This window comes from Dawidia cretensis (genome assembly GCF_018598175.1).
GTDB lineage: Bacteria > Bacteroidota > Bacteroidia > Cytophagales > Cyclobacteriaceae > Ohtaekwangia > Ohtaekwangia cretensis.
In genome coordinates, this window is the sequence record NZ_JAHESE010000036.1 from 38433 (window position 1) to 64692 (window position 26260).

A 26260-nucleotide genomic window follows, 5' to 3' on the forward strand; every position below is an offset into this window, starting at 1 on the left:
TATCCTAACCAGCGAACGACATGTTTAGTAAGTTCATACGTAGGCCAGTCTTTGCGATTGTCATATCGATCGTAATAGTCTTTGTGGGGGTACTGGCCATTAAGAAACTGCCCATCTCGCAGTTTCCGGACATTGCGCCGACCACCGTCAATATATTCATCGCGTACCCAGGCTCGAGTGCCGACGTGTTGGTAAAATCGACGCTCATTACATTGGAGCAAGCCATCAACGGCGTACAGGATATGCGTTACATCGCCACCGACGCCACCAGTGCGGGGGAAGCAACGCTTCGTATCATCTTCGAGCCCGGCACCGATCCAAACGATGCCGTGATCCGGGTAAAGACGCGCGTCGACCAGGTTATGCCACTCTTGCCCGAGCTGGTGCAACGCGAAGGCGTAATCATCACGCCCATCCAGCCGAGTATGTTGATGTACGTCAATTTGTACTCCAAGGAAAAGAGCATGGATGAAAAGTTCCTGTTCAACTATGCCACGGTTAAAATGATCCCCGAGATCCAACGGACCAAGGGTGTAGCCCGTGCGCAGATCCTGGGTAGCCGTCGTTATGCGATGCGCGTTTGGTTGAATCCGGAACGCATGCGTGCCTATAAGATCTCTGTGGAAGAAGTCATGGACGCTATTGGCGAACAAAGTATCATCGGTCGCCCCGGGCGTATCGGTCAAAGCTCGGGTATTGCAGCGCAGTCGTTGGAGTATGTGCTCACCTATAAAGGACGGTACAACAAGCCTGAAGAATACGAAGGTATCATCATCCGCGCAAACTCGGAAGGGGAGAGCATTCACTTACGTGATATTGCCACAGTAGAGTTGGGAAGCGAATTCTTCGACATCTATTCCAACCTGGATGGGCATGCGTCGGCCGCGATCGTATTAAAGCAGAACTACGGTAGTAACGCCAGTGACGTTATCGCAGAAGTAAAAGCCAAGCTGGAGGTAATGAAAGAATCTTTCCCTCCCGGCATGGACTACAAGATCAGCTACGACGTATCACAATTCCTCGACGCGTCTATCGAACAGGTAATTCACACCCTGCGCGACGCCTTTATCCTGGTGGCCATCGTGGTGTTTGTGTTCCTCGGCGACTGGCGTTCAACCCTGATCCCCATCCTGGCGGTGCCGGTATCGTTGATCGGTGCGTTCTTCGTCATTCAGTTCTTCGGACTTTCCATCAACCTGGTAACACTCTTTGCGTTGGTGTTGGCAATCGGTATTGTGGTCGACGACGCGATTGTGGTGGTGGAAGCAGTGCACGCGAAGATGGAGGAAGAGCCACACCTCACGCCCTATAGTGCCGTTCGAAAAGTATTGGGTGAGATCAGCGGTGCCATCATCGCCATCACCATGGTCATGGTATCGGTATTCGTGCCGATCTCGTTCATGTCTGGCCCTGTAGGTACGTTCTATCGTCAGTTCTCGATTACGATGGCGAGCTCGATCGTAATCTCGGCCTTGATCGCCCTGACGCTGACGCCGGTATTGTGTGCCATGTTGTTGAAAAACCACCATGGACATGCCAGGAAGAAAAACCTCCTGACGAAGGCGCTTGATAAATTCAACAGCGGTTTTGAGAAAATGACAGGCCGTTATGTAGGCTTGTTGAAGCTGATCGTCAACCGGCGCCTGGTAACATTCCTCATCCTGGCAGCGTTTTGCGCGGGGATCTGGTATGAAAATCAGGCGGTACCGTCGGGCTTTATTCCCAACGAAGATCAGGGTACGATCTATGCGATCATCCAAACACCTCCCGGTTCTACACTCGAAAAGACGAACCAGGTTTCTCAACGCCTGCAGAAGATCTGCGAAGAGATCGATGGTGTGGAGTCCGTATCGTCGCTGGCCGGTTACGAGATCATGACCGAAGGTCGTGGATCGAACGCCGGTACCTGTCTGATCAACCTCAAGCCCTGGTCGGAACGTCACCATACGGTGAAAGAGATCATGGAAGAGCTGGAAGAAGAATCGAAAGGCCTCGGTGCGGTGGTCGAATACTTCGAACCGCCGGCGATCCCGGGCTTCGGTACTTCGGGTGGTTTCTCGATGCGTATGTTGGATAAAACGACAGACACGGATTACCACGAATTTGACGCGATCAATAAGCAGTTCATGGATAACCTGCGCAAACGCAAGGAGCTTACCGGCTTGTTTACGTTCTTCGCGGCCAACTATCCGCAATACGAGCTGGAGATCGACAATAACCTGGCCATGCAAAAAGGTGTATCGATCGGAAAAGCGATGGACAACCTGAACATCCTGATCGGTAGCACCTATGAGCAAGGTTTCATCAAGTTCAACCAGTTCTTTAAGGTATATGTGCAGTCCGATCCAAAATTCAGAAGACTGCCGTCTGACCTGCTAAACCTGTTTGTGAAAAATGATCGCGGCGAAATGGTGCCGTACTCGGCATTCATGAAACTGAAGAAAGGTCAGGGACCCAACGAAATTACCCGTTTCAACCTGTACAACTCGTCGGCTATCCAGGGCCTTCCGGCCAAAGGCTATACCACGGCGGATGCCATCGAGGCCATACGTGAAGTAGCAAAAGAAACATTGCCGAAGGGATATGACATCGCGTTTGAAGGTTTGTCGTACGACGAATCGATCCGCGGTAACGAAGCGCTCTATGTATTCCTCGTCGTGTTGTTGTTCGTATACTTTGTACTGGCCGCCCAGTACGAAAGCTTCATCATACCGTTGGCGGTGGTATTGTCGCTGCCGGTCGGGGTGTTCGGATCGTTCCTCATGCTGCAGATTATGGGGCTGGAGAACAACATCTATGCGCAAATCGGATTGATCATGCTCGTGGGCCTCCTGGGTAAGAACGCCGTGCTTATCGTCGAATTTGCCGTGCAGAAACGGCAGCAGGGTGAAACCATTTTCAATGCGGCGATTGAAGGCGCGCGCGTACGTTTCCGTCCGATCCTCATGACGTCGTTCGCCTTCGTAGCCGGTCTCATACCCCTGATCCTGGCGCACGGTGCCGGTGCTATCGGTAACCGTACCATTGGTGGCTCGGCCCTCGGTGGGATGTTGTTCGGTACCATCTTCGGTGTAATCATCATTCCGGGCCTATACTACATATTCGCGAAGATGGCCGATGGTCGTCACCTGATTAAACACGAAGACGAAGATTCCCTGACCGACAGCCTGGTTCACCAGATAGACAGTTTTCCTCAATCCACTGAAACGGACGATAATGATGGACACTAAGATGAAATTGAATTCCATAGTAGCGATAGGCTGTATCCTTTTCCTGGTAACAGCGTGTAGCGTACCACCCTCTCTGGTGCATCGATCAGAGAATAAAACAACTCCTGCGAGCTTCAACGGCTCGCAGGATACTACGAATACCGCGAAGATAAAATGGCGGCAATACTTTACCGATCCGAACCTGGTGGCATTGATCGATACGGCGCTTAAGAACAACCAGGAGCTGAACATCACGATCCGTGAGATCGAGATCGCCCGCAACGAGGTGCGCGCCCGCAAAGGAGAGTACCTGCCGTTTCTCGGCATCCGCGCCGGCGCGGGGCTTGAAAAGGTAGGCCGCTATACCAACATTGGTGCCAGCGAAGCGACGACCGACATCAAGCCTGGTAAAGAAACGCCCGATCCGCTGCCCGACTTTATGGTCGCCGCCGTGGCAAACTGGGAGCTGGACATCTGGCAGAAGCTGCGCAATGCTAAGAAGGCTGCGGTAAGCCGCTACCTGTCTTCGGTAGAAGGCCGGAACTTCATGGTCACCAACCTGATCGCTGAAATCGCTAACGCGTACTACGAGCTGCTGGCACTCGACAACCAGATGGCGATCCTCCAGCAGAACATCGAGATTCAAAGCAACGTGTTGCAGATCGTACGCATGCAGAAGGATGCTGCGCGGGTGACCGAGCTGGCCGTGCGCCGGTTTGAAGCACAAGTGCTGAATACCAAAAGTCAGCTGTTTCTCATTCAGCAGAGCATCGTCGAGGCGGAGAACCGCATCAACTTCCTGCTGGGGCGCTACCCGCAGCCGGTGCAACGCAATGCCGAAAACTTTATGACCCTGGTGCCTGACAGCATTCACACTGGGCTGCCGGCACAACTGCTGGCCAACCGGCCGGACATTCGCCAGGCCGAAATGGATCTGGCGGCCGCCAAGCTGGATGTAAAATCGGCTCGGGCACAGTTCTATCCTTCGCTGGGGATCTCCGCGGGCATCGGCTTCCAGTCGTTCAATCCGTCGTACCTGATCCGCACACCCGAGTCGCTGATCTACTCGCTCGCCGGCGACCTGGTGGCACCCCTGGTGAACCGGAACGCCATTAAAGCGACGTACTACAGCGCCAACGCGCGGCAAATACAAGCGATCTATAACTACGAGCGTACAATCCTCAATGCGTACGTCGAGGTTGTGAATCAGCTGTCGAAGATCAACAACATGAAACAGAGTTACGTGTTGAAAGAAAGAGAAGTGCAGGCACTCACGGTGTCGATCACGATCTCCGATAACCTCTTTAAATCGGCGCGAGCCGACTATATGGAGGTGTTGATCACACAACGCGACGCGCTGGAATCGCGCTTCGAGCTGATCGAAACAAAAAAACAGCAACTCAACGCCATGGTCAATATCTACCAGGCATTGGGCGGCGGCTGGAACTAAAATATCAACTTCCGTTGAGATGTGGGGGCTCCCTTTGGCTTCGGCCGGGGGAGCTTTTTTTTAAGGGCATCACTTGTACGCTTCCCACCACCGGGTGAAGCGTTGGCGGGCATGAAGATATACCGGTTGGCCGATCATGGGCGTAATGACCACGGGGTGACCCGGCGTCGCCGCGATCCGTGTCAGATGTTCTAACGGTTCATACCAGGCATGACGCGCCAGGGCAAACCGGGAGTGGTGTACAGGCAATAACATGCTCGCCTTAACGTCGTGCGCGACCTGGAGTGTTTCTTCCGGCAGCAGGTGAATGTGCTGCCAGGCACTGTCGTACTGCCCGTTTTCGACGATCGCCAGATCGAAGGGACCAAATGTTTCGCCGATGGCAGCAAAGTGCCGGTCATAGCCGCCGTCGCCACTGATGTAGAGTGAAGCACGGGGCGACTGAATGACAAATGAAAGCCACAGCGTATTGTTTTGATGCAGGCCGCGCCCGGACTTATGGCGAGCAGGCTCGGCAGCAATAAAGAAGCCCGTGTCCAGCACCTCGCGTTCATGCCAGTCCTTCTCCAGGATTTGCTCCGGGCGGTAGCCCCACCGTTCCAGGTGCGCTCCCACACCGAGTCCGCAGATGACGTGGGACGTTTGGTCTTTCAAGGCCCGCATCGTTTCATAATCGAGGTGGTCGTAATGGTCGTGCGAGATGAGAATATAATCGATCGCGGGTATATCAACAGGGGTATACGCGGTCGTGCCGGCGAAAGCTTTTACCGAACCCGGCACCGGCGAAGCATTCGTACTGAACACCGGGTCGACGAGTATTCGCTTTTTCCCCACCTGGATAAAACACGAAGAATGTCCGAACCAGATGACCACCGTGCTATCGATCGGGAGATGGTGAAGATCTGTTTTAACAAAGGGTAGGGGACGCCCGGGGGTGCGATCCGGGTTTTTATCGAAGAGAGCTTTTCGCAGCGAACCCCAAAAAGTATGGCCGTTGGTGAACGTCGATGTCTTGGTGATGTTTTGGAACTTGTCGTCCTGGTAGTGGGAAGTGTGCTGTATGTGGTCTTGCAGGGCACCCGACGGCGACTGGCCGAAGACCGGGTGCTGCAGGTATATAGAGACCGTAAGGATCAACAGGACTATTGTGACGAATACGAATGTGAGGAGAATCTTTTTAATCTTGGGGACGCGCATCATGCAGGAATTTTGACAACGCAAAATTCCGCAATCCATCAAGTTTTTACTTTGGTGAAAAGGTTGAAGTTGCTTTGTTGAAACGTTACCTTAGAAAATAAAAAGCACACCTATGTTTGTGATCAATCTGCACTATATCGTACCGCTCGACGAGCTGGACGCCCACATGAAAGAGCATGTGGCGTTTTTACAAAAGTATTACAAGGAGGAGGTCTTTATCGCCTCCGGCCGCAAGGTGCCGCGCACCGGCGGCATCATCCTTGCCGTGGGCCGCTCGAAGGAGGAGATCGAAGACATTATGCAGGAGGATCCGTTTTGTACAAACGGCCTGGCAGAAGTTACCGTAACGGAGTTTCTGACGTCGCAGACCCATCCGGCCTTTAAAAAGCTGCTCAAAGAGGTCTTTAACAGTTAGCACGCCGGACATACGGAAATAGCATAATTGTTATTTTTTGTATCTTAGAGGTTATCTATACCTGTCTGTTATGAGGATCAAGGCCTGTCTCGCGTTGGTGTTGTGGGGTGCTATGTTTTGCCCGGCGTTTGCACAGTTCGAATGGTTGGAAGATGCCATTCGTGATTTTTCCACTAGTCAGCTTTGGGAGTCCGAGCCGCTCGCCGTCGATTGGAAGATGAACCCTGCCTTGCAGGCCGATTTCAATGAAGGGTTGAACAACCTCCTGGAAGACAATCCGTCCCTGGCCGAAACGAACCTGACCGCCGTAATCGAAAAAGATTCTACCGCCTGGCAGGCCTATTATTTCCGCGCTGCCGCCCGTAAGGCGCTGCGGAAACTTATCATCGCGCGCGGAGATCTGTTGAAGGCGCTCGCGCTGCACGACTATTTCTACGAGGGCCTGGTAGAGCTGGCTAAAATTGAATACCTCGGTCGCGGGATAACCGTGAGCGAGCTGATTATCAACAAAGCCATTCGCCTCGACCGCTCACGGGGAGCAGCCCATTACTTGAAAGGCGATATCAACCTCGCGCAGCACGAGCTTCGGAAAGCCATCAACAGCTACAACGACTGCCTGGCGGCCGACAGCCTTTTCCACGATGCCCGCATCAAGCTGGCGCTGCTCGATGTCTTTGAAAAGCGGGATATCACCAAAGCTCTCGCGCACCTGAACAAAGTACTGCAAAACGACTCCCTGCAGCGAACGGCCTTGCTTTTCCGAAGTATGCTGGGCCGCGACAGAGATATACACCGGTCCGTAAAAGATTTATCTATACTGATCCGGTTGCGCCCCAACGATATCATGCCGCGCTACTACCATGGATTATTCCTGACCGACCTCGGTGATTATGAAAACGCATTCAACGATTTTCAGAATGTGATCAGCCACATGGACATTGGCGACAACCAATTCGACGGCAAACAAACAGGCATCGATCGGATCATCAACCTACAAAACGTGGGAGCCTATATCCTGCGGCGAATCTACGGATTGTCCGATGCCGACGCCGCCCGGATCAAAGAAGCCTTTTGTTTGCTATTAGCCGATAAATGTGGTAAAAGCATTGTCGTGCTCGAACAGATGTCAAACGGTACGACGGAGCCCTCGGTGGTATATTTAAAAGCGGTGGCTTATGAGCACAACAAGCAGCATCCCAAGGCGCTGCAATACTATGGCATCGTGCTTGGCCTGGACGACAAACTTGCCGAAGCGTACAAAAAGCGCGGCATCTACCGGCAGGAGCTGCAACAATGGGATAAATCCGTCGAAGACTTTACGGCCTACCTCAAGCTCTTTCCCGACGGCTATGTTATCCACCGCATACGCGGTGTCTCCTATTATTACCTGAATCGCTATCCCGAGGCCATTGCCGATTATACCGCCTACTTAAAGAAGGATAGTAGTAACGTCGAAGTGCTCGGCAATCGGGGCATGGCCTACCAGATGTCAAAGCAGTGGATGAAAGCATACGTCGACTTTGCAGCATCCGGTAACCTTCATGCCGTGAATTTTTCGAGGGTGGAGAAGGTAGTCGACTCTGTTTTGCATGTAAAAGATACCGCCCAGGCCTTGTTCTATCTCGATACATTTATCAAGGCTGCGCCGGGATTTACAGAAGGATATATACAGAAATTTAAAATACACATGGCGCGCAACGAGTGGGCGCTGATATCGCCAGAGGTGGCGTTGGCCGTCATCCATGCCCGCAGTGATATTTCCAAGCCGACACGTTCATACCTCATGACCATGAGCGCGCTGCTGCAGGCCCGTTCCAGCGACACCAGCGAAGCTGTCAAGTCCCTCAACGAAGCCATCAGGTTCGATCTTAAAAATGATCTCGCCTACCTGGAGCGTGGTCGTATATACCTGGCCATGGGCAAGATCTCCAAAGCTGAAAGCGATCTGAAAGAAGCCTCCGCGCTGGGCAATCAGCAAGCGCAGCAATTGCTGGCGTCAATAGTACGATAATCTACTTTCGAAAATTATTTATACATCATTCTCACGAGTGAGTGTAGCAGTGGCACTTTGTTGCTGCCGGGTATTAACCCGGGACAATAGGTTTGCATAAACCGGGTAATCTCCAGATCCATGGATGTCGTTGTGGCGTTTCTTATTTCAAGCTTCCAGGGCAGACAGAAAGAGTTTACGCTGTAGTAGCGGTGGGTTATTTCCAGGATGTTATTCTGATTGTCTTTTAGCTCGATTTTGATCCAATTCGATGTTGTACTGATAAATTGACGTGCTTGTTCCAGCAAAGCATGCTCCAACGTGAGCGAGTCAACGACAGGTATGCTGTCTACCAATGCCACAAGCCGGTCGAAATCCAGTTTATTTTTGTTAAAAAAGAAACGGTCGTCAGTATCTTCAAAGCGGCTTGACTTCTTCTTTTTCTTCTTGGAGGTTTCTCCTTGTTGATAGTGGCGAATATCTTTTTTACAGCGGACGAAGTCCGCAGTGGTAAATCCGAGGTCATGGACAGTTACCCGTTTAGGATCTGGCCGGATGATGCGGTGCAGCAAGGCATCTACTACGGCGGCGTCAATCTCACGTGCGCCGGGCTTTATTGGCTTGACCTCCTCGTCATCCGATGTTTGTTCCGTAAGTATATACTGTGTCCCCTGTAGGGTATATACGAGATCCTGGGAATATCCATGAAAGCATCCCTGGGATCCCTGGCTGAAGGTAATGGATGTCACGCCGTTCGTTTCCAGCTTCGCGAACAGGGCAGACAACGAGGCTATGTCTACCGTTTCGGTCTTGATGTTGTAATAACACAAAGAATCGTCGGAAACGCGGTACAGTAGCTCGTCGGGAGATAGGTAAGACAGTTTTTCAGGGTCTTTTACCGTGAAGGGCAACGTCAGAACTTCTTCCCAATCATTGGATTCCCGTCCGTCGGCGGAGAGGGGTGCTTGGTAGATTTTATTTTCCGCTACGGCAAACTGTCCCATTTCATAGTAGCCAAAGATAACAGGGGCAACACGGGCCAGCTTATCGGACGTCATTGGCGCGACCCGCAAGCTATTGTCATTCTTGTATTGCACGACCTCGCGGCCGTTCGTCGTGAACAGGCTTCCGTTGCGGCAGAAACGCGCCTGCGGAATCGATGCTTTCGGGTATTGATGGATGGCTTCGAGGTGATCATCCGCCCGTACGACCCGGTTATTATCCTTGATCAGATAAAGCACATCGTTGTTGGCGTCGGTATTAAAGCCAACATACCCGGGCAGTGCCTTCCAATAAATGGAGTCACGATGTGTGAAGAAGACCATGCTCTCCTGTGTCACCAGAAAGTAGTCCCGGAAGATCGCGATGTCGTTAATCTCCGGACGGGCGCTTCGGTTGGTTTTGGTATAAGCCTTCTGGTCCAGCGGGGTAGGCATACGTTGCCAGTGGCGGCAGTTGTCGTCGGTATAGCCAATCAGGTTCCAGAGTGAACCGACGATGCCTTCTTTTTTTGTATTGAAGTAGAGTGCTGAATACCGCTGCTGTTTGGTTTCCACAATAGGTAAATGCTGCCAGGTGATGCCGTAATCGGCGGTATAAACAATGCCTTGCCCCGACACACTCATCCACGCTTCTCCGTTGTCGAGGCTCCACGTTCCGTCCACCCAGCCGTTCAATCCAAAATCTACTTTCTGCCAACTTTTGCCGGCATCTGCGGTGCGATAGATGACGTTGTCATTGTTCCCGGAAAGAATGCCGGTAGTGGCCGTAAAGAAGTTGATCTGGTGTATGCGTGCCGACGGCAGGATGCCGCCGACGGCTGCTGGTGGACAGCTTCTCCAACAGCCGGTGAGCGAGTCGGCGATGGCTACTTCGCCCGCACGCGTGCCGATGATGTACTTTTCATCCGGGGTTACGTCCTATGTAAAGGCGTAGCTTTCGAGCTTGAGCGGAGCCATTGACTGTTGTGCAAGGGCAGGAATCTCCAATAGAATGGATAGGAAGAAAAAAAAGTAGACAAGGTGCTTCATAGACGGCTTCAGAAGGTAAAATAAAACAATCCGGTAGTAGGATGCAGAGAGTGCCTGCATTTCATATGCCAAACCTAACTTTTTGTAGGTCGAACCAGGCTTTCGGTGTTGAATGCACTCAGAAGGGCCTTTTATTTTGTAGTATTAAAGAAGATTCGAGCGCCATGAAGCCACGGACCGACATTTCCAGGAGAACATTTCTACGACAAGCCGGCTTGTCTGGCGCGGCGTTGACGCTCGGCTGTTATTGGCCTACTACGGCCGGAAACGCCCGGGAAGTCGTTCGCCTGGAAGGCGCGGCATCCGCGTCTACGCAGCTCATGGCCTGGATCTCAATAGACGGCGCCGGCAAGGTCACAATCTTTTGCCATCGCTCTGAAATGGGGCAGGGTACCTGGCAGGCAATTCCGCAGATCGTTGCAGAAGAATTGGAGGTAAACCTCGACGAAGTAACGATTCAATACGCACAAGCCAATCCGCAGCAATATGGCCCCCAGCCGCAGGAGGGAAGCTTCTCCATCCGGGGATGGTATGAGCAACTATTACGCGTCGGCGCCTCCGCCCGCGAGATGCTGGTAGAAGCCGCGTCCAAACAATGGAAGGTACCCGCCAGCGAGTGCCAGGCTAAGGGTGGCACCGTCGTGCATCGCCCCACGGGCAGAAAGCTGAGCTACGGTGCCCTCGTACAAGACGCAGCACAGCTGTCGCCGCCGGAGCGGCTTACGCTTAAAAATCGAAAAGACTATACCGTCATTGGCAAATCGCTTCGGCGAAAAGATATACCGGCCAAGGTTAATGGAAGCGCGATCTTTGGCCTGGATAAAAAACTGCCTGGCATGCTCTATGCCGTGGTTGAGCGCAGTCCCCGGTTCCGGGGTAAAGTAAAAAGCTTTGATGATACCGCGACGCGGGCAATACCCGGTGTGAAGCATGTAGTCACCGTGCAGCGCGCGGTCTTCGGACTGCTATATGAAGGTGTCGCAGTGATAGCCGACTCGTTATGGACGGCCATGCAAGGCCGCAAGCAATTGAAGGTAGAATGGAACGATGAAGGCTTCGACCACCTCGACTCCGAGCAGATCACCGCCCGTATGCGCGACGAGCTTACGCGGCCGCTGCCGTCGGAGGCGTTCGAGACGGCGTTGAAGGGTGCCGCCGCGTCCATCGAGGCCATCTATGAAACGCCCTATCAATCGCACAGCTGCATGGAGCCGCTCAACTGTACGGCTGATGTAAAAGCGAACAGTGTCGAGATCTGGGGACCTATACAGGAAGCCAACTGGATCCAAGCCGACCTGAGTGACCGCCTGAACATTCCAAAAGAAAACGTAAAGGTCAATATGACTTTCCTTGGCGGCGGGTTTGGACGAAAAGCCTTCCCCGACTACCCCATGGAAGCCGCGCTTCTTTCGCACGCTGTGAAGGCGCCCGTACAGGTCGTATGGACCCGCGAAGACGACATGACCGGCGGGCCTTTTCGCGCAGGTGCCATGCATCGTTGCCGTGGTGGTATCGACGCGCAGAAAAATATCTTTGCACTTCAGGTGGTTTCGTCATCGCAGTATATCGGGCAGGGGGAAGACAACATTGCCACGCCGCAACCCGTCTCTACAAACTCAGGCGGGCTCGCCGGCCTGAGTACCGATTACTATAAAACGATACCGCACTATAGCTTTGGAGGTATACCCATCAAGTCGCCCATTCCCACCATGTGGTGGCGTGCGCCCATTGCCAACGTCGACGCCTTCGCCGGCGAAAGTTTTATAGATGAGCTGGCGCACCTGGCAGCGCAAGACCCCCTGGCGTTCCGCCAAAAACATTGTGTATCGCCGCGCTACCGGGCGTTGATGGAAAAATTGGCCGCCATCAGCCAGTGGAACATGCGGCATAAAAATGAAGGCTGGGGTGTGGCGATCACAGATGCCTTTGCCGGTATCGTCGGGCAAGTGGTACGTGTGTCGCGTCGGCCCGACAACAAAGTAAAGATCGATAAAGTGTATGCCGTGATCGACTGTGGTTGGTATGTAAACCCGGATATCATTCGCGCGCAGGTAGAGGGCAGCATCATTATGGGCCTGGGCGCTGCCATCACACATGCCACACACTTCAAAGAAGGCAAAGCGGTCGAAAGGAACTTTAACACCTACCCCATGCCCCGCATCGGCGAAATCCCCGCCATCGAAGTCCATATCATGGAGAACGACGAAAAGGCCGGCGGCGTAGGAGAGCCCGCCTTACCCGCCCTGGCGCCAGCGTTGTGCAATGCCATCTTTGACCTCACTGGAAAGCGGATACGCACACTGCCGTTCAAACTCGACGAAGTATAATCATAACGTGCACGGTACGTGTCTGGCGCATACTTAACGCTCGCCAGATATCTGTATTGCTGGCGCAAGGTATTAGCGCCGGGCGTTAGCGGAGGTGCGGTACTTGTGACGTAAACTGTATGCAGTCTTAGACTGCCGAGTGCCCCGCAGGGGCCTTTTCGCCGCCTCAGACCCACGACCCCTGACGCATATCATAACACTTGCCACACATTCCTGTTATTTTCCTGGGGTAAAGACAATCAGCCGCTTAATAGAGACAAAACATGGGTTATAGACACAGACTATGTATCGATAAAGACAATCGATTTGATCTATGTCGCCGAACTATGAACCTTTGGCCCACAGCATAAACGTGTATCACCAAACAATTAACCATAAAACATGGAAAACAACACCGCAACAGGACAGAAGTCACTGAATGTCAATGACAGTGAAGCAACATGTCCATTTCACCATGGGGCACTAAAACAAACTGCCGGGGGCGGTACGCGAAACCGCGACTGGTGGCCCAATCAGTTGAAGCTGAGCATCCTTCGTCAGCACTCCTCGCTTTCGAACCCGATGGGGGAGAGCTTCGACTATGCAAAAGAATTTAAGTCTCTGGATCTGAAGGCTGTCAAGAAAGACATCTTTGACTTGATGACCACGTCACAAGATTGGTGGCCCGCCGACTACGGTCACTATGGTCCGTTTTTTATCCGCATGGCGTGGCACAGTGCGGGTACCTATCGCGTTGGCGACGGCCGTGGTGGCGCGGGTGCCGGTCAACAGCGCTTCGCTCCCCTCAACAGCTGGCCCGACAACGCCAACCTGGACAAGGCGCGTTTGCTGCTGTGGCCTATTAAGCAGAAGTACGGCAAAAAGATCTCCTGGGCTGATCTCATGATCCTGGCGGGCAACTGCGCGCTCGAGTCGATGGGCTTCAAAACCTTCGGCTATGCCGGTGGACGCGAAGATGTATGGGAACCTCAGGAAGAAGTATACTGGGGCTCGGAGACCAAATGGTTGGGCGACGAGCGCTATACCAAAAGCCGCGAGCTGGAAGCACCGCTCGGCGCGGTACAAATGGGTCTGATCTATGTAAACCCCGAGGGTCCCAATGGCAATCCTGATCCGCTTGCATCTGCACGCGACATTCGCGAGACCTTTGGTCGCATGGCGATGAACGACGAAGAAACTGTTGCCCTCATTGCCGGTGGTCACTCGTTCGGCAAAACGCACGGCGCCAGCGATCCCGGTAAATATGTAGCAGCAGAGCCTGCCGGTGCGTCCATCGAAGAGCAAAGCACGGGCTGGAAAAACTCTTTCGGCAATGGCCATGGCGTACACACCATCACCAGCGGCCTGGAAGGTGCCTGGACAACAACACCGACGAAGTGGAGCAACAACTTTTTCGAGAATCTCTTTGGCTTCGAGTGGGAGCTGAGCAAGAGCCCTGCCGGCGCACACCAGTGGAAACCGAAGAATGGCGGCGGTGCCGGCTCCGTACCCGACGCACACGATAAGTCGTTGCGCCACGCGCCCACCATGCTTACGACCGACCTGGCGCTGCGCGTTGATCCGATCTACGAAAAGATCTCCCGGCGCTTCTTCGAAAACCCCGATGCGTTTGCCGATGCCTTCGCGCGCGCCTGGTATAAACTTACCCACCGCGACATGGGCCCGCGTGCACGTTACCTTGGCGCAGAAGTACCTGCCGAAGTATTGCTCTGGCAAGATCCTCTTCCGGAAGTGACACACAAGCTCATCGACGACAACGACATCGCCGCGTTGAAGAGTAAAATACTCGCTTCAGGACTTTCCGTATCAGAGTTGGTATCAACTGCCTGGGCGTCTGCCTCGACATTCCGCGGTTCAGACAAACGCGGTGGTGCCAACGGCGCACGTGTTCGTCTCGCGCCGCAGAAAGATTGGGAAGTGAACAACCCTGCACAACTTAGCAAAGTACTGAAAGCACTGGAAGGTATACAGAAAGAATTCAATGGCGCGCAGTCCGGTGGCAAAGGTGTATCGCTCGCCGACCTCATCGTGCTGGCGGGAAGTGTGGGTGTAGAGAAGGCTGCGAAGAATGGTGGCCGCGATGTGAAGGTTCCCTTTACGCCGGGCCGCGTCGACGCCTCGCAAGAGCAAACCGACGTCGAGTCATTTGAGATCATGGAGCCTGCGGCCGATGGCTTTCGCAATTATCTGAAGACTCATCACACGGCGGCCGCCGAAGCCATGCTGGTCGACAGGGCCCAGCTGTTGACGCTGACCGCACCCGAGTTGACGGTGCTCATCGGTGGCCTGCGTGTACTGAATACCAACTACGACAAGTCGAAACATGGCGTCTTCACCAAAGCTCCGGAGACGCTCACCAACGACTTCTTTGTAAACCTGATCGACTTCGCCACTACGTGGAGCGCGACCTCCGATTCCCAAAACGTATTCGAAGGCCGCGACCGCAGAACTGGCGCCGTAAAGTGGACCGGCACCCGCGCCGACCTCATCTTCGGTTCTAACTCCGAGCTGCGCGCCATCGCCGAGGTATATGCTTGCGCGGACGCCCAGGACAAATTTGTGCAGGACTTCGTTACCGTTTGGACCAAGGTTATGAACCTTGATCGCTTCGACCTGCAGGACTAAGATTTAGTGTATAGATGTAAAGAGGCCGGCTCATATATGAGGCGGCCTCTTTCATTTGACCGGTAGCCTGTCTGATGGAGGGGTGCGGAAAAGATTAACATAAAAATAAAAGAGAGGTCGCCCGATGGCAACCTCTCCTGTTTTATAGCAATACCCGATATGGGTAATTTTTACCTCTCTCGTCTGCGGAACGGCCCTGACCGTGCGATGTGTTGTTGGTCCTCCGGCTTGCGCACGCGCGTCGTAAAGTGCTCGAAGCACGCCCGGCGGTCCGTATCGCCAATGGCCACGAGGGCCACGCGGATGGCGCGATCGCGGCTTTGGAGGAACGTTAGCGACGCAGGGTCGGTGTTGAGCTTGTGGAATTGAGTGCCGTTGGTGCTATAGGTAACGATGGCTTCGCGGCCATCACGCACCACGATGCGTACGATCACGCTGTCGGTTTTACGGATGAACCTCTCGGCCAACAATATAGGGTGATGACCTTTGGAGATCTTCCACAACGACACCTTACTGCCCACCAATGTCGCGCGCAGCATGTTGAGGTCGTCGCTGACCAACGCAATGCCCGACTCGGCCGTGCAGGCCGTGGGCTTCATGGTCACCTCGGCTTCCAGGTCCGTGGTATAAAGTTTCTGAGCCACGTAGGCGCCACACGGCGACGGGATGCTGTTCAACGTCAGCGTACCTTCGCCCACGTTGTATTGTGGTTTCTGAAAAGCGGAGTAACTCCACTGCGGCGCCAGGTTGCCACCGTCAAACGTGTCCACCAGGCGGGCAGGAATGGGAGCGTCGCGGCCGTCCTGCGATTCGAAGCGCAGCCAGCCGTCGTTGGTATAGGTAAACTCCGACAGTACACCCTGGCGGCCTGTAAAGGCGGTGTTGGCATCGTCGTGTGCATCGTGCAGAAAGTAATAATGGCCGTTGCGTTCTACGGGGGTGCCGTGCCCCGGTCCCTTCCAACGCGCGCCGGCTTCCAGTACTGGGTTGGCGCGATACTTTTGCCACGGTCCATGCAGGTTTCGCGCGCGGGCAATGCCGGTGGCATACACGCAATCGCGGCCCTGGCAATTAGCCGCCGTATAGAAAGCATAGAGATATTTTCCATGGCGGGTGATCGACACACCTTCCACCAGGCTTTTTTCCCACGGAGCGTCGTTCTGAAAAAGTTTGAAAGGCTCACCGACTATGCCGGTGCGCTCAGGCGTGAGCCTGGCGGCCCATATGGGAGTGGGCTTGCCGATGCTGTTACCATGCTCCTTCCAGACCAGGTACAACGTACCGTCGTTGTCGCGTACCGGAAAGGCGTCGATCGAACCGGCGTCCTGGCACATAATGGGACCCAGGTCCTGATATGGGCCTTCGGGACTATCGGCGCGGGCAATGCCTACACACAGGTTGCCACCGCGTTTGCGGGCCGTATAATAAACATAAACACCCGTGCTGTCATACGTGATCTCGGGTGCCTGAAAGTAGGAATCGGCCCATTCCGGGAGTTGCGGAAATATGTGTCCGCGGAATTCCCACGACTCCAGGTCTTTGGATGCCAGCAGGGGAAATGCTGGCGCCCAGTTTGCCGACGAGGTGGAAGCCCAATAGGTGTCGCCGATCTGAACGACCGACGGATCGGGAAAATCCCCTGGCATGACCAGGCGCTGGCCCATGACAGGCACGGCAAGGCAAAGCAACAACAATACGATGTATACCGTCGGGAATGAGGTGCTGGGTGCAGGGGTCATGGCCATGGATAGTTCGCGAAGATAACATAATTATCATGCCTGACGCACCGTTGAAACGACAAAAACACCCGACGAATGGAGTAAACGGCGTCAAACCCGCACCAGACCCCGGAAACCACGTGCCGCGTAATATGACTCGGCACCGTTGTGGTACACAAAAACGTGGTCGTAGCGGCGGTCGCAAAAGAGCGCACCCTTCAGTTTCCGGATCGGCTCCGGCGTGTAAATCCAACTGGACGTTTTCAAATCGAACTCTCCCAGTTTTTGCAATGCCCGGTATTCCTCTTCCGTCAGGATCTCAATGCCCATTTCTTCGGCCATGTCCAGCGCGCTGTTGGCGGGCTTGTGTTCCTTCCGGGAATCCAGTGCTTCCCGATCGTAACAAAGGCTTCTGCGACCTTTCGGGGTCTCGGCCGAGCAATCGTAAAAAATGTACTCGCCCGTCTTTTTGTCGTAGCCCACCACGTCAGGCTCCCCACCCGTAGTCTCCATTTCATCCAGCGACCACAGCCTGGCGGGGTGGGCCTCCAACCGTGCTTGCACATCTGCCCAGGCAATGCCCTTGTGGCGCTTCATGTTTTTCTCAAACCGTTTTTGCAGCACATCCATGAGCTCCTCCGTTTGCTCCGCCGAAAGCGATTGTTCGCTGCTTTGTTTTTTTGTTTTTGCCATGGCGTATGATGTTAATCTTCTAATCCGAATCCATCCAGAATCTTGGGTATATATTTTTCCACACGGGCTTCGCGGGTCTTGGCTTGTTTGGCCGACGAAAAGTAGAGCAGGTAGCCACGTTGCCGGCCCGGCGTCAAGGCAGCAAACGCTTTCTTGAGACCCGGACTGCCCTGAAGCTTTGACCGGAATTCTTCCGGCATGGTAAACTCGGTAGTCTTTTTCAATTCCACCTTCTGCCCGGATTTTTCCAGGGCTATGGCTTCCTTGATATACGCTTTCAACGCGCTTTTCAGCTTCGTTATTTCGCTGGCGTTGGTAAACCGTGCCTGGCGCGCCGCCTGAACGTTTTCGGTTTGTTGAATCAGAATGTTTTTTGGGTCCTTCATCAAAGCACCCTTAAAAAACAGCACCGCACAGTATTCTTTAAAGGAGTGGATCAATACGACATTCTTTTTCTCCAGCGTGTAACACGGCACACCCCACTTCAGCTCTTCGTTCAGTCCGCAGCTCAGTGCGATCTCGCGCAACAGCCGGGTCTCTTCCTGCCATTGCCCTTTACTAAAAAAGAAATCAACCTTCGGATTCATAACGTTATGCGTTAGCGGTTATAACCTTCCTACTGGCCGGTCGGAAGTACCACGACAGTACGGTCAGGGCCAGCAACAATGCCGACGGGAACAACTCAGCCAGTACATGGCTTGTGGCAATATGTGAATATAGCGCGCCTGTCAACAGGAAAACAAAACCTGCATAAGTCCATTCCTTCAGTAAAGCAAATTTTGGAACAAGCATGGCGATCACACCCAAAATTTTCCAAACGCCGATGATCGTCAGAAAATATACCGGGTAGCCTAATTGCGTAATGCCATACACACCGGGTGGTGACAATGCGCCGTCGGAGGGCATCTGCATCAATTGTGTAATGCCGGTAGCCACCATACCCAGGCAAAGCCAGAGCGTGGCAATCCAATAAATGATCTTGTTTCGTTTTGACATAAGGATGTTATTTTAGGATACTGACAATTTCTTGTAATCGGTCATGCGCCATGTTCAGCCCGAACGCAAACGGCAGTTTGAGTTGCTCATCGCGCGCCGTATTCGAACGAAATATACTTTGTATCGTCAGCTTGCTGGTGTCGTCGGTCAGCGCTTCAAAATCCAGGAACTCCAGCTGCGCACCAAACGACGCATTCTCCATTTCAAACGTGCGCGTGATGTTTTTGTCCGGGACAAAAGAATGAATAACGCCGTTGGCGCGGAATACAACGTTGCCCTGCGGATCGCTCGTCTCGAACTGGTAGCCGCCATGCTTTTTGTTTTCCAGCTTGATTACTTTCGTGCCCATCCACTGCGCAACGATCTCCGGGTCTTCATAGGCTTTAAAAAGCAACGCAACCGGCAAGTCAAATTCGCGGGTGATGATGATATCCTGCTGGCCGTTTCCGGCCCGGACCTGTGTTTTGCGTTCCATATTATTTCTTGGGTTTATATTTTTTCATGATGGACTCGAGTTTTTGAAATCGGTCTTCCCACAGGTCGCGGTAAGGTTCGATGAACGCTGCGATCTCTTTCATTTTTTTCGGATTGAAGTGATAATAAATCTCCCGTCCATTTTGCTCTTGCTTTAATAATTCACACTCCGTCAGAATCTGTATGTGCTTGGAAATCGTCTGTCGCGACGAATCGAAGTTCTCGGCAATGGCGGTGGGTGTCATCGCCTGCATGGCCACCAGCGCAATGATCGCCCGACGGGTGGGGTCGGCGATGGCCTGAAACACGTCTCTTCTCAATTCCATTGTGCAGCTATTTGACTGCTAATTTACGCGCAGTTAAGTGACTGCGCAATAGGCTGCACGGATTTTTTTCAAGACAAGTGTTAAAAGACGCTTATTTAAATGGAATAGGGGAAAAATCCGGCTTGTAAAAATGCAGGCGACCGGCTACTTTCACGTGGAGAGGGAGCCCATCTACCCATCGTCTGCTCGGAGCAGAAGATGCGGAGGTGGGCTCCCTTTTTTGTTAACGACACCCACGCGCATGGCAAATGAGTTTGAAACGATATCCTTTTTAACACAAGACGGTGTTACCTGTAACCTGAAGCATTTAAAGAGTAGTAAGTCGGGCGGTGAACCAGTGTTATTGGTGCACGGAGCCGGTGTGCGGGGTAATATCTTCAATCCTCCCACGGCGAAGAACCTCATCACGACACTCGCGGAAGCCGGCTACGATGTATGGCTCGAGAACTGGCGAGGTAGTATTGAAGTAACGCCTAACGAATGGGACCTCGACAAAGCCGCACGCTACGACCATCCCGCGGCGGTACAGAAAGTTGTCGAGCTTACCGGCTTTAAGCACATCAAGGCCATCATACACTGCCAGGGCAGCACCAGCTTTATGATCTCGGTCATGCTGGGGCTTGTGCCGCAAGTCAAGCTCATCATCAGCAATGCCGTGTCCCTCCATCCCGTGGTGCCATCGTACTCTGTATTTAAGCTCAACGTTTTTGTGCCCGTTGTAAAACTGCTCTTTCGTTATCTCAATCCCCAGTGGGGGCTGAAGGCGCCGGGTATAAAAGAAAAGCTCTTGCGCCTGATTGTCAAAACTACGCACCGCGAGAAGGATACGCTCGTCGGCAAGTTCGTCAGCTTCACGTACGGTGCAGGGTTCCCCGCACTTTGGGAGCTGGACAACCTCGACAAGCCGACCATGGACTGGATTCAACACGAGTTTGCAAATGTGCCGCTTACATTTTTTACGCACATCACGCGGTGTGTAAAGGCGGGCGTGCTGGTGCCCAACCAAAAAGATGCGACGACCACCTACGCACCCGATCTTCCGCCGCTGACGGCGCGGGTGGTGCTGTTCGGCGGTCGCAAGAACAAATGCTTCCTGGCCGAAAGCCAGGAGCGTTCGTTCGACTACCTGCAACGCGTCGACCCGGGCGTTCATAGACTTTATATACTGGAACAATACAGTCACCTGGATGTATTCCTGGGAAAGAATGCACATCAAGATGTATTTCCCCTGATGCTCCAGGAGCTTAGTCAATTATAACCCTCTTAATTTCAAAAAAATGCCTCCCTCCAGAATCAAACACTATACAGGCCGGTATGCCCTGGTCGATAACATCCCCTACCAGATGCCGGTCTTTGCCAAAGATTCGCCGGCGTTAATGGCGGGTTTTTCCTGCGACTGGAAAAAAGCAAACGACCTGCTGCCCGGCAATGAAGTGCATGCCCTGAAGCTCCCCAATGGCCGGGCCGCGTTGCTCATCACCGTCATTAATTATGTAAACACCAGCATCGGCAAATACATCGAGTATAGCATTGCCATCGGCTGCACCCACGGTCGCAAGCCCGCGCCGGCAGTGCTGAATGTGATGTTCATGAAAGCCTATGGTGTAGGGCAATACATACTCGACTTGCCGGTCAGCAGTGAAGTGTCCGTAAAAGGTGGAAAGGGCATCTGGGGCATGCCCAAGCATAAGGCCAACCTGGACTTCATCGTGAGCGATACCGCTGTCAGCGCCCAGTATGAAAAAGATGGACAGTTTGCATTTCGCATCGAGATCGACCGGCCCAAATCCGCTTCGCTGGGGCTCAAGGTCGGCACCACCAACTATTGCTGTTACCGCAACATGCTGATGGCGTCGTATATCTACTTCAATTCCAGGGCCGGCATAAACCTCTTTGGAAAAGCCAGCGGTCGCTTGTTTATCGGCGATCATCCCAATGTGTCGTACCTGCGTAACCTCAACATCAACCCCGATCCGTTCTTTACCATGTTCATGCCCAAGGCAAACGGTATACTCGACGATCATTTCCAATGTTGGTTTATGACGTACGACACCCCGCCGCCCGCCATGCCCGAAGGGTTTGAAAGTGTCTTCCACCTGGGCCGGAACGAGGATTGGTTGCCCGCGCCCGCCTTTACCGACTACGCAAAGTATAAGCTATGAAGACAGTATATGTGTTGAACAAGGCACTGCTGTTTGCCTGCGTGTCCATGTATTTTGGCACGGGCTGGTCCCTGGTGCTCTTTACGTTTCCCATTGCGCCCAAGCTTACGCCCGATAACTACTACAACCAGTTTGTACCGCAAGTAACGGCCGCCACGCATTTTTTTACCTATATGACCATGGTGATGATGGTCTGCTGCGCAATCTTTATTATAGAGAAGTGGCGTAGCCGCGACAAGTGGTATCCCATCGTGGTGCTCGTGCTCGTAATCGGGGCGACGTTGCTGACGATCTACTTTATCCTCGACTACAACGAACGTATGGCGGAGGGTATTACCGACCCCATCGAGCTCAACACCGTACTCGACAAGTGGATGTTCTTAAACATCATCCGCGTCAGCCTGTGGACGCTTCAATGGCTCACCCTGATGCTCTATTTCTCCGTGGCACTTAAAAGACAACGCGCATGAGCCGCTTTCTGAACTTGCTGGTCGTCGCCATCTCGCTGGCGACCATTGTGTCGGGCCTGGCGCAGGTCGTGGCGCCGGCCTTTGTGCTCGGTGTGATCGGCGCCGACATAACGCCCACGACCGCGCATTTCTTTGCCATCGTCGGCATGTTCATGGCGCTCTTCGGCGGGTTGATGCTGCATACCGTCTACAGCGCGCGTTCCGGCACGGCGGCCATTCTCTGGTGCGCCCTGCAAAAGCTGGGCGCGTGTGTAGCGGTAGGGTTAGGTATTTTGCAGGGCATCTTTTCGGGAATGGCGGCCGGTGTGGCGGTGTTCGACTTGTTGTCGGGCGTACTGTTTCTCTATTACCTTAAAATTATAAAGTCGGGTGAAAGCACTTAGTTATTTTTTATTCTATACCTACATCGGGTTGGTTATACTCGCCGGGTTCTGGGGCGCCTTTGTCGGGCCCCGCCTGGACCACGTCTGGTTGTTCGACCTCGATACGAGTACGCTGCCCGAATATAGCCGCGTCAACCTCATCAGTCAGTACCGTTTCCTGCGGGCGCTGGAGCTGGGCTACGGGCTGTTCGCCGTGCTGTTTACGAAGGAAATCTTCACGCATAAGACGTTCAACGGCCTCTTCCTGTTGATCATGTTCTCCGGCGTCCTGGCGCGCGTTGTATCGCTCGTGATCGACGGCTCGCCTTCGTGGCTGTTTTATTTCTTCCTGGCCTACGAGCTGCTCGGTGTCGTCGTCATCTTTTTCTATACACGAAAAACGACGCTATATTATGACTACTGATTCGCTGCTGGTATCCGCCGGTACACCGGTGAAAAAATCGTTGATCCTGGCAGGGGGCGGCGTACGCCTGGCCTACCAGGGCGGTGTGCTGCGCGCCCTGGAAGAGGCAGGACTGCAGTTTACACATGTCGACGGTACCTCGGGGGGTATTTTTAATACTGGCATGTTAGCCTCGGGGTTAACGCCCGACGAGGTTGCCGGGCGATGGCGTGCACTCAAGCTGAAGTACTTCGTCTCGGCGCTGGGTCTGAAAAGCTATCTCAAACCGTGGCAAATGACGGGCATGGGCGATGCGGATGGCATTCGCAAACATATATTTCCCTCGCTGGGCATAGACCTGGAAAAGATCCGGAAAAACCAGCGCGGCCAGTTCACCTTCAACGTCTGTAACTTCTCGCAGAAGACCGTCGAGTCGATCCCACACCCGCGGGTTACGGAAGACCACCTCATCGCCGGCGTATCGCTGCCCATCTTTATGCCGGCGCTGCCCATCGGGGGCCACTGGTATACCGACGCCGTGTGGATCAAAGACGCCAACCTCCTGGAAGCCGTACAACGCGGCGCCGACGAGCTCTGGCTGGTGTGGGCCATTGGCAATAGCCAAACCTACCTGCCCGGCTTTTTTAACCAGTACGTACACATGATTGAGATCAGCGCCAACGGCGCGCTGCTGGAAGAATATAAACAGATAGCCTATATCAACGAGGCGATCAAAAAAGGCGATTCCATATACGGCCAGCAGAAGCCGGTCAAACTGTTTGTGATCAAACCCGAATATCCCTTACCCCTCGATCCCGACCTGTTCTTTGGCAAGGTCGATACGCGGTCGCTGATCAACATGGGCTACGCCGACGCCAAACACTGCCTGGCCACGATGCCGGCGGAGGGCGTGCCGATGAATCATGGCACTACCCGCATGCGCGAGCCCGGCGATCGGCTCAACTTTCGCGGCACGTTTGAAGGCACGGTATCCTGGCAAGGTGTAAAAACAAAGTTGATGCTGTATACCTACTTCTCGTACCACGATAGGGCGGGACGGCATGTCCTGAATCTCTATGCCAGTCTTCAGGCATCGGTTCTTGGGCGGGAGATCTCCTTATACGATCTTGCCGTATCGGCCCGTAGGGCAGGGAAGTATCAGGTGTTGGAGGCAACAGCAAAAGCCGATCACGACGGCAGCACATACCGCGTGCACATGACGTGGCGGTTATATTCGCCCATGGATTTTCTACTGGGACTGGAACTCAAACATGTAAACGTGGTCATTCACCTGAACGAATCTACGGTCGTAAAAGGTACACTTCACCAATCCATTCGCAACCGCCTGCGCGGCTGGTTTACCACCGGCGTCGCGACTGAAAAGGGGGGTATGGGTGGATTAAAAAAACGGTATGATCTGATGTCAAAATTATTATCGAATGGAATTTGAGAAACGCCCCATGGTGAATTGGTACGACGTCCAGCAGCTGGCGTCCACCGGTTTGAAAACATTGATCTCCGGCATCTTTGGAAACTTTGCCGATAAGCGGGAGATGGAAGCGGCGCTTTCGCCCGGTGCGTCCTTTTACAACGCCGCAGACAAAGAAGAGCTGTGGGTCGACTATGTTTCCGACCTGGGCGACGGCTTTAACTCAACCTATACGGTAGCCTACTCACTGGCGCAGGCGAAGCTTTCCGTGGGTGGCAAAGAGCTGAAGCAAGGCGACCTGCTCATCATGGGCGGCGATGCGGTTTATCCCACACCCGAGGCTGCCGAGTATGAGAACCGGCTGCAAGGGCCGTACAACGCGGCCTTTCCGTGGAAAGACAAACCGAACCATACCGTAAACGAGCCCTATACCAGGCAATTGTTTGTCTTGCCGGGTAATCATGACTGGTACGATGGGTTGGGTAATTTTATCAAGCTGTTTTGTCAGAAGCGGTCGCTGGGTCGCTGGCTTACCGAACAAGACCGAAGCTACTTTGCCGTCAGGCTGCCGCATAAGCATTGGTTGATCGGCATCGATGTTCAACTGAATGCCGACATCGACAAACCACAGATGGATTACTTCCGCAAGATTCTGGAAGACCCGGCGTTTGAAGCCGGCAGTAAGGTGATTCTTTGTACCGCCGAACCGTCGTGGGTATATAACTCGTGGGATGACAAAAACAAGTCGCACGCCCGGATTCAGTTTTTTATCGACCGGGTGTTGTACGGCGACGACAAGTGTCCCTACTATGACAAGAACAGGGATTTGCGCATCGCGGCAATCCTGACGGGCGACCTGCATCATTACTCACGCTACGAGCAAATACAGAATCAGACAGGCCGGGTGACGCAGCTCGTCACGGCGGGCGGCGGCGGCGCGTTTGCGCATCCTACACATTTGCTAAAGGAGAAGATTATCCTGGAGGGGAACCATGAGGCTACGCGCAAGAGCGCATTTCCCACGGCATCACAGTCGAAACGCCTGGCCTGGTGGAACCTGCTCTTTCCGTTCTTTAGCGTGCAAATGTGGTTCTTCCTCGGTGCATTCCACTTGTTTACAACCTGGTTTCTGCAATCGGGAAGCCGCGATACCGAAACATTCCTGGACGCGGTAAAAAGCACGCCGGATCTCGGCAGGTTGTGTACGCTCATTTACGACCACATCCGGCATAGCCCATCCGTGGTATTTCTAAACTTGCTGCTCCTGGTGGGCCTTACGTTTTTTGCCGACACCGCCACGGGAAAGAAGAAATGGAATTACATCGCGGGAGGGCTTCATGGCCTGCTACAGCTGTTGGTGTTTTACCTGGCCGTCTGGGCCTTTGCCGTGGTCAATATGCACCATCTTCAATTGGATGTGCGGTCAGGCTGGCAAATCATACTGTTTTCGGCCGAGATGATCATTGCCGGCGGCTGGGCCAGCACGATGATCTTCGGGATATACCTGCTGGTGAGCACACTCATCGTGCGAAACCATCCGACCGAAGCATTCTCCTCCTTCCGGTGGGAGGGGTATAAAAACTTCTTGCGCATCAGGATTACCCCAGGCGGGGCTACGATCTATGCCATCGGTATCAAAAAGAGTATAACCGATTGGGAGGAACAAACGGTTGACGCGCATGCGGCCAGGTTCCGTCCGAAACAAACTATTGAATACACCCTCATCGATGAAATTACGTTGAAACCATGAAAAAGCTATCAAGACCCTTTCCTGAAATAAAAACACACTACGACGTCGTGGTGATTGGTTCCGGCTACGGCGGCAGCATTGCCGCCTCGCGCATGGCGCGCTGTGGGCAGAAGGTATGTTTGCTGGAGAAAGGCAAAGAGTTTTTGCCGGGCGAATTTCCCGGCAACCTGCGCGAAGCGGCCAAACAAATGCAGTTCAACAAAGGCACGCTCGAGGCGGGATCGGAAAATGGGT

Annotated in this window: 23 protein-coding genes; 15 read left to right on the plus strand and 8 right to left on the minus strand. The window is 53.5% G+C overall.

The genetic code is table 11. From position 1 onward, the window contains the following. The first annotated feature begins 20 nt into the window (after positions 1–20). The gene (locus KK062_RS25150) at positions 21–3230 is read left to right on the plus strand and encodes an efflux RND transporter permease subunit (protein WP_254087135.1); all 3210 of its coding nucleotides are present in this window, start codon (positions 21–23) and stop codon (positions 3228–3230) included. Between the two features lies 1 nt (position 3231). Then, the gene (locus tag KK062_RS25155; RefSeq protein ID WP_254087136.1) at positions 3232–4659 is read left to right on the plus strand and encodes a TolC family protein; all 1428 of its coding nucleotides are present in this window, start codon (positions 3232–3234) and stop codon (positions 4657–4659) included. A gap of 69 nt (positions 4660–4728) precedes the next feature. Here KK062_RS25155 and KK062_RS25160 read toward each other — a convergent pair whose 3' ends face one another. Continuing rightward, positions 4729–5859, minus strand: a complete 1131-nt coding sequence (locus KK062_RS25160) for an MBL fold metallo-hydrolase (RefSeq protein WP_254087137.1) — start codon at positions 5857–5859, stop codon at positions 4729–4731. A gap of 109 nt (positions 5860–5968) precedes the next feature. Between KK062_RS25160 and KK062_RS25165 the strand changes: the two genes are divergently transcribed. Together KK062_RS25165 and KK062_RS25170 are read left to right on the plus strand one after the other, a co-directional pair. Then, positions 5969–6271 carry a YciI family protein gene (locus KK062_RS25165; RefSeq protein WP_254087138.1) on the plus strand — a complete coding sequence of 101 codons (303 nt, stop codon included), beginning with the start codon at positions 5969–5971 and terminating at the stop codon, positions 6269–6271. A gap of 70 nt (positions 6272–6341) precedes the next feature. Beyond that, the gene (locus KK062_RS25170; RefSeq protein ID WP_254087139.1) at positions 6342–8282 is read left to right on the plus strand and encodes a tetratricopeptide repeat protein; all 1941 of its coding nucleotides are present in this window, start codon (positions 6342–6344) and stop codon (positions 8280–8282) included. A 14-nt stretch (positions 8283–8296) separates the two neighbouring features. Here the strand turns inward: KK062_RS25170 and KK062_RS25175 are convergent, their stop codons facing one another. After that, positions 8297–9937: a WD40/YVTN/BNR-like repeat-containing protein gene (locus KK062_RS25175; protein WP_254087140.1), complete on the minus strand. Its 1641-nt coding sequence runs from the start codon at positions 9935–9937 to the stop codon at positions 8297–8299. A gap of 49 nt (positions 9938–9986) precedes the next feature. Here KK062_RS25175 and KK062_RS25180 point away from each other — a divergent pair, with 49 nt between their 5' ends. The 3 genes from KK062_RS25180 to katG all read left to right on the plus strand — a co-directional run bounded on the left by KK062_RS25180 (position 9987) and on the right by katG (position 15243). After that, entirely contained in the window at positions 9987–10196 is a 210-nt protein-coding gene (locus KK062_RS25180; RefSeq protein ID WP_254087141.1) for a hypothetical protein, read from the plus strand. A gap of 259 nt (positions 10197–10455) precedes the next feature. Next, on the plus strand, positions 10456–12618 hold the full coding sequence (locus tag KK062_RS25185) for a xanthine dehydrogenase family protein molybdopterin-binding subunit (protein ID WP_254087142.1): 2163 nt from the start codon (positions 10456–10458) through the stop codon (positions 12616–12618). A 381-nt stretch (positions 12619–12999) separates the two neighbouring features. Beyond that, a complete protein-coding gene (gene katG, locus KK062_RS25190; RefSeq protein WP_254087143.1) occupies positions 13000–15243 on the plus strand; it encodes a catalase/peroxidase HPI in 2244 nt (747 codons plus the stop codon). A gap of 170 nt (positions 15244–15413) precedes the next feature. On the opposite strand, the gene KK062_RS25195 is transcribed toward katG, so the two are convergent. The 6 genes from KK062_RS25195 to KK062_RS25220 all read right to left on the minus strand — a co-directional run bounded on the left by KK062_RS25195 (position 15414) and on the right by KK062_RS25220 (position 19450). Continuing rightward, positions 15414–16982 (minus strand): family 43 glycosylhydrolase, encoded by a 1569-nt coding sequence (locus KK062_RS25195; RefSeq protein WP_254087144.1) that lies wholly within the window; start codon positions 16980–16982, stop codon positions 15414–15416. Positions 16983–17072: 90 nt separating this feature from the next. Further along, positions 17073–17654, minus strand: coding sequence for a DUF4256 domain-containing protein (locus KK062_RS25200; RefSeq protein WP_254087145.1), 582 nt, complete (start codon positions 17652–17654; stop codon positions 17073–17075). An 11-nt stretch (positions 17655–17665) separates the two neighbouring features. Beyond that, complete coding sequence (locus KK062_RS25205) at positions 17666–18241, minus strand: YdeI/OmpD-associated family protein (protein ID WP_254087146.1); 576 nt, start codon at positions 18239–18241, stop codon at positions 17666–17668. A 4-nt stretch (positions 18242–18245) separates the two neighbouring features. Then, positions 18246–18650, minus strand: a complete 405-nt coding sequence (locus tag KK062_RS25210) for a DoxX family protein (RefSeq protein WP_254087147.1) — start codon at positions 18648–18650, stop codon at positions 18246–18248. A 7-nt stretch (positions 18651–18657) separates the two neighbouring features. Next, the gene (locus KK062_RS25215; RefSeq protein ID WP_254087148.1) at positions 18658–19125 is read right to left on the minus strand and encodes an SRPBCC family protein; all 468 of its coding nucleotides are present in this window, start codon (positions 19123–19125) and stop codon (positions 18658–18660) included. Position 19126: 1 nt separating this feature from the next. After that, positions 19127–19450, minus strand: a complete 324-nt coding sequence (locus tag KK062_RS25220; RefSeq protein WP_254087149.1) for an ArsR/SmtB family transcription factor — start codon at positions 19448–19450, stop codon at positions 19127–19129. A gap of 241 nt (positions 19451–19691) precedes the next feature. Between KK062_RS25220 and KK062_RS25225 the strand changes: the two genes are divergently transcribed. The 8 genes from KK062_RS25225 to KK062_RS25260 form a co-directional block, all read left to right on the plus strand. Next, the gene (locus KK062_RS25225) at positions 19692–20708 is read left to right on the plus strand and encodes an alpha/beta hydrolase family protein (RefSeq protein WP_254087150.1); all 1017 of its coding nucleotides are present in this window, start codon (positions 19692–19694) and stop codon (positions 20706–20708) included. A 19-nt stretch (positions 20709–20727) separates the two neighbouring features. Beyond that, a complete protein-coding gene (locus KK062_RS25230; RefSeq protein WP_254087151.1) occupies positions 20728–21612 on the plus strand; it encodes an acetoacetate decarboxylase family protein in 885 nt (294 codons plus the stop codon). Then, positions 21609–22082, plus strand: coding sequence for a DUF1772 domain-containing protein (locus KK062_RS25235; protein WP_254087152.1), 474 nt, complete (start codon positions 21609–21611; stop codon positions 22080–22082). Before KK062_RS25230 ends, KK062_RS25235 begins: the two co-directional genes overlap by 4 nt. Further along, complete coding sequence (locus KK062_RS25240) at positions 22079–22465, plus strand: patatin (RefSeq protein ID WP_254087153.1); 387 nt, start codon at positions 22079–22081, stop codon at positions 22463–22465. Before KK062_RS25235 ends, KK062_RS25240 begins: the two co-directional genes overlap by 4 nt. Continuing rightward, positions 22452–22868 carry a DUF4345 domain-containing protein gene (locus KK062_RS25245; protein WP_254087154.1) on the plus strand — a complete coding sequence of 139 codons (417 nt, stop codon included), beginning with the start codon at positions 22452–22454 and terminating at the stop codon, positions 22866–22868. Before KK062_RS25240 ends, KK062_RS25245 begins: the two co-directional genes overlap by 14 nt. Next, on the plus strand, positions 22858–24297 hold the full coding sequence (locus KK062_RS25250; protein ID WP_254087155.1) for a patatin-like phospholipase family protein: 1440 nt from the start codon (positions 22858–22860) through the stop codon (positions 24295–24297). Before KK062_RS25245 ends, KK062_RS25250 begins: the two co-directional genes overlap by 11 nt. Continuing rightward, on the plus strand, positions 24287–26026 hold the full coding sequence (locus KK062_RS25255) for a metallophosphoesterase (RefSeq protein WP_254087156.1): 1740 nt from the start codon (positions 24287–24289) through the stop codon (positions 26024–26026). Before KK062_RS25250 ends, KK062_RS25255 begins: the two co-directional genes overlap by 11 nt. After that, positions 26023–26260: FAD-binding protein (locus KK062_RS25260; protein ID WP_254087157.1), on the plus strand; the 238-nt coding region annotated here is incomplete at its 3' end. The genes KK062_RS25255 and KK062_RS25260, both read left to right, overlap by 4 nt.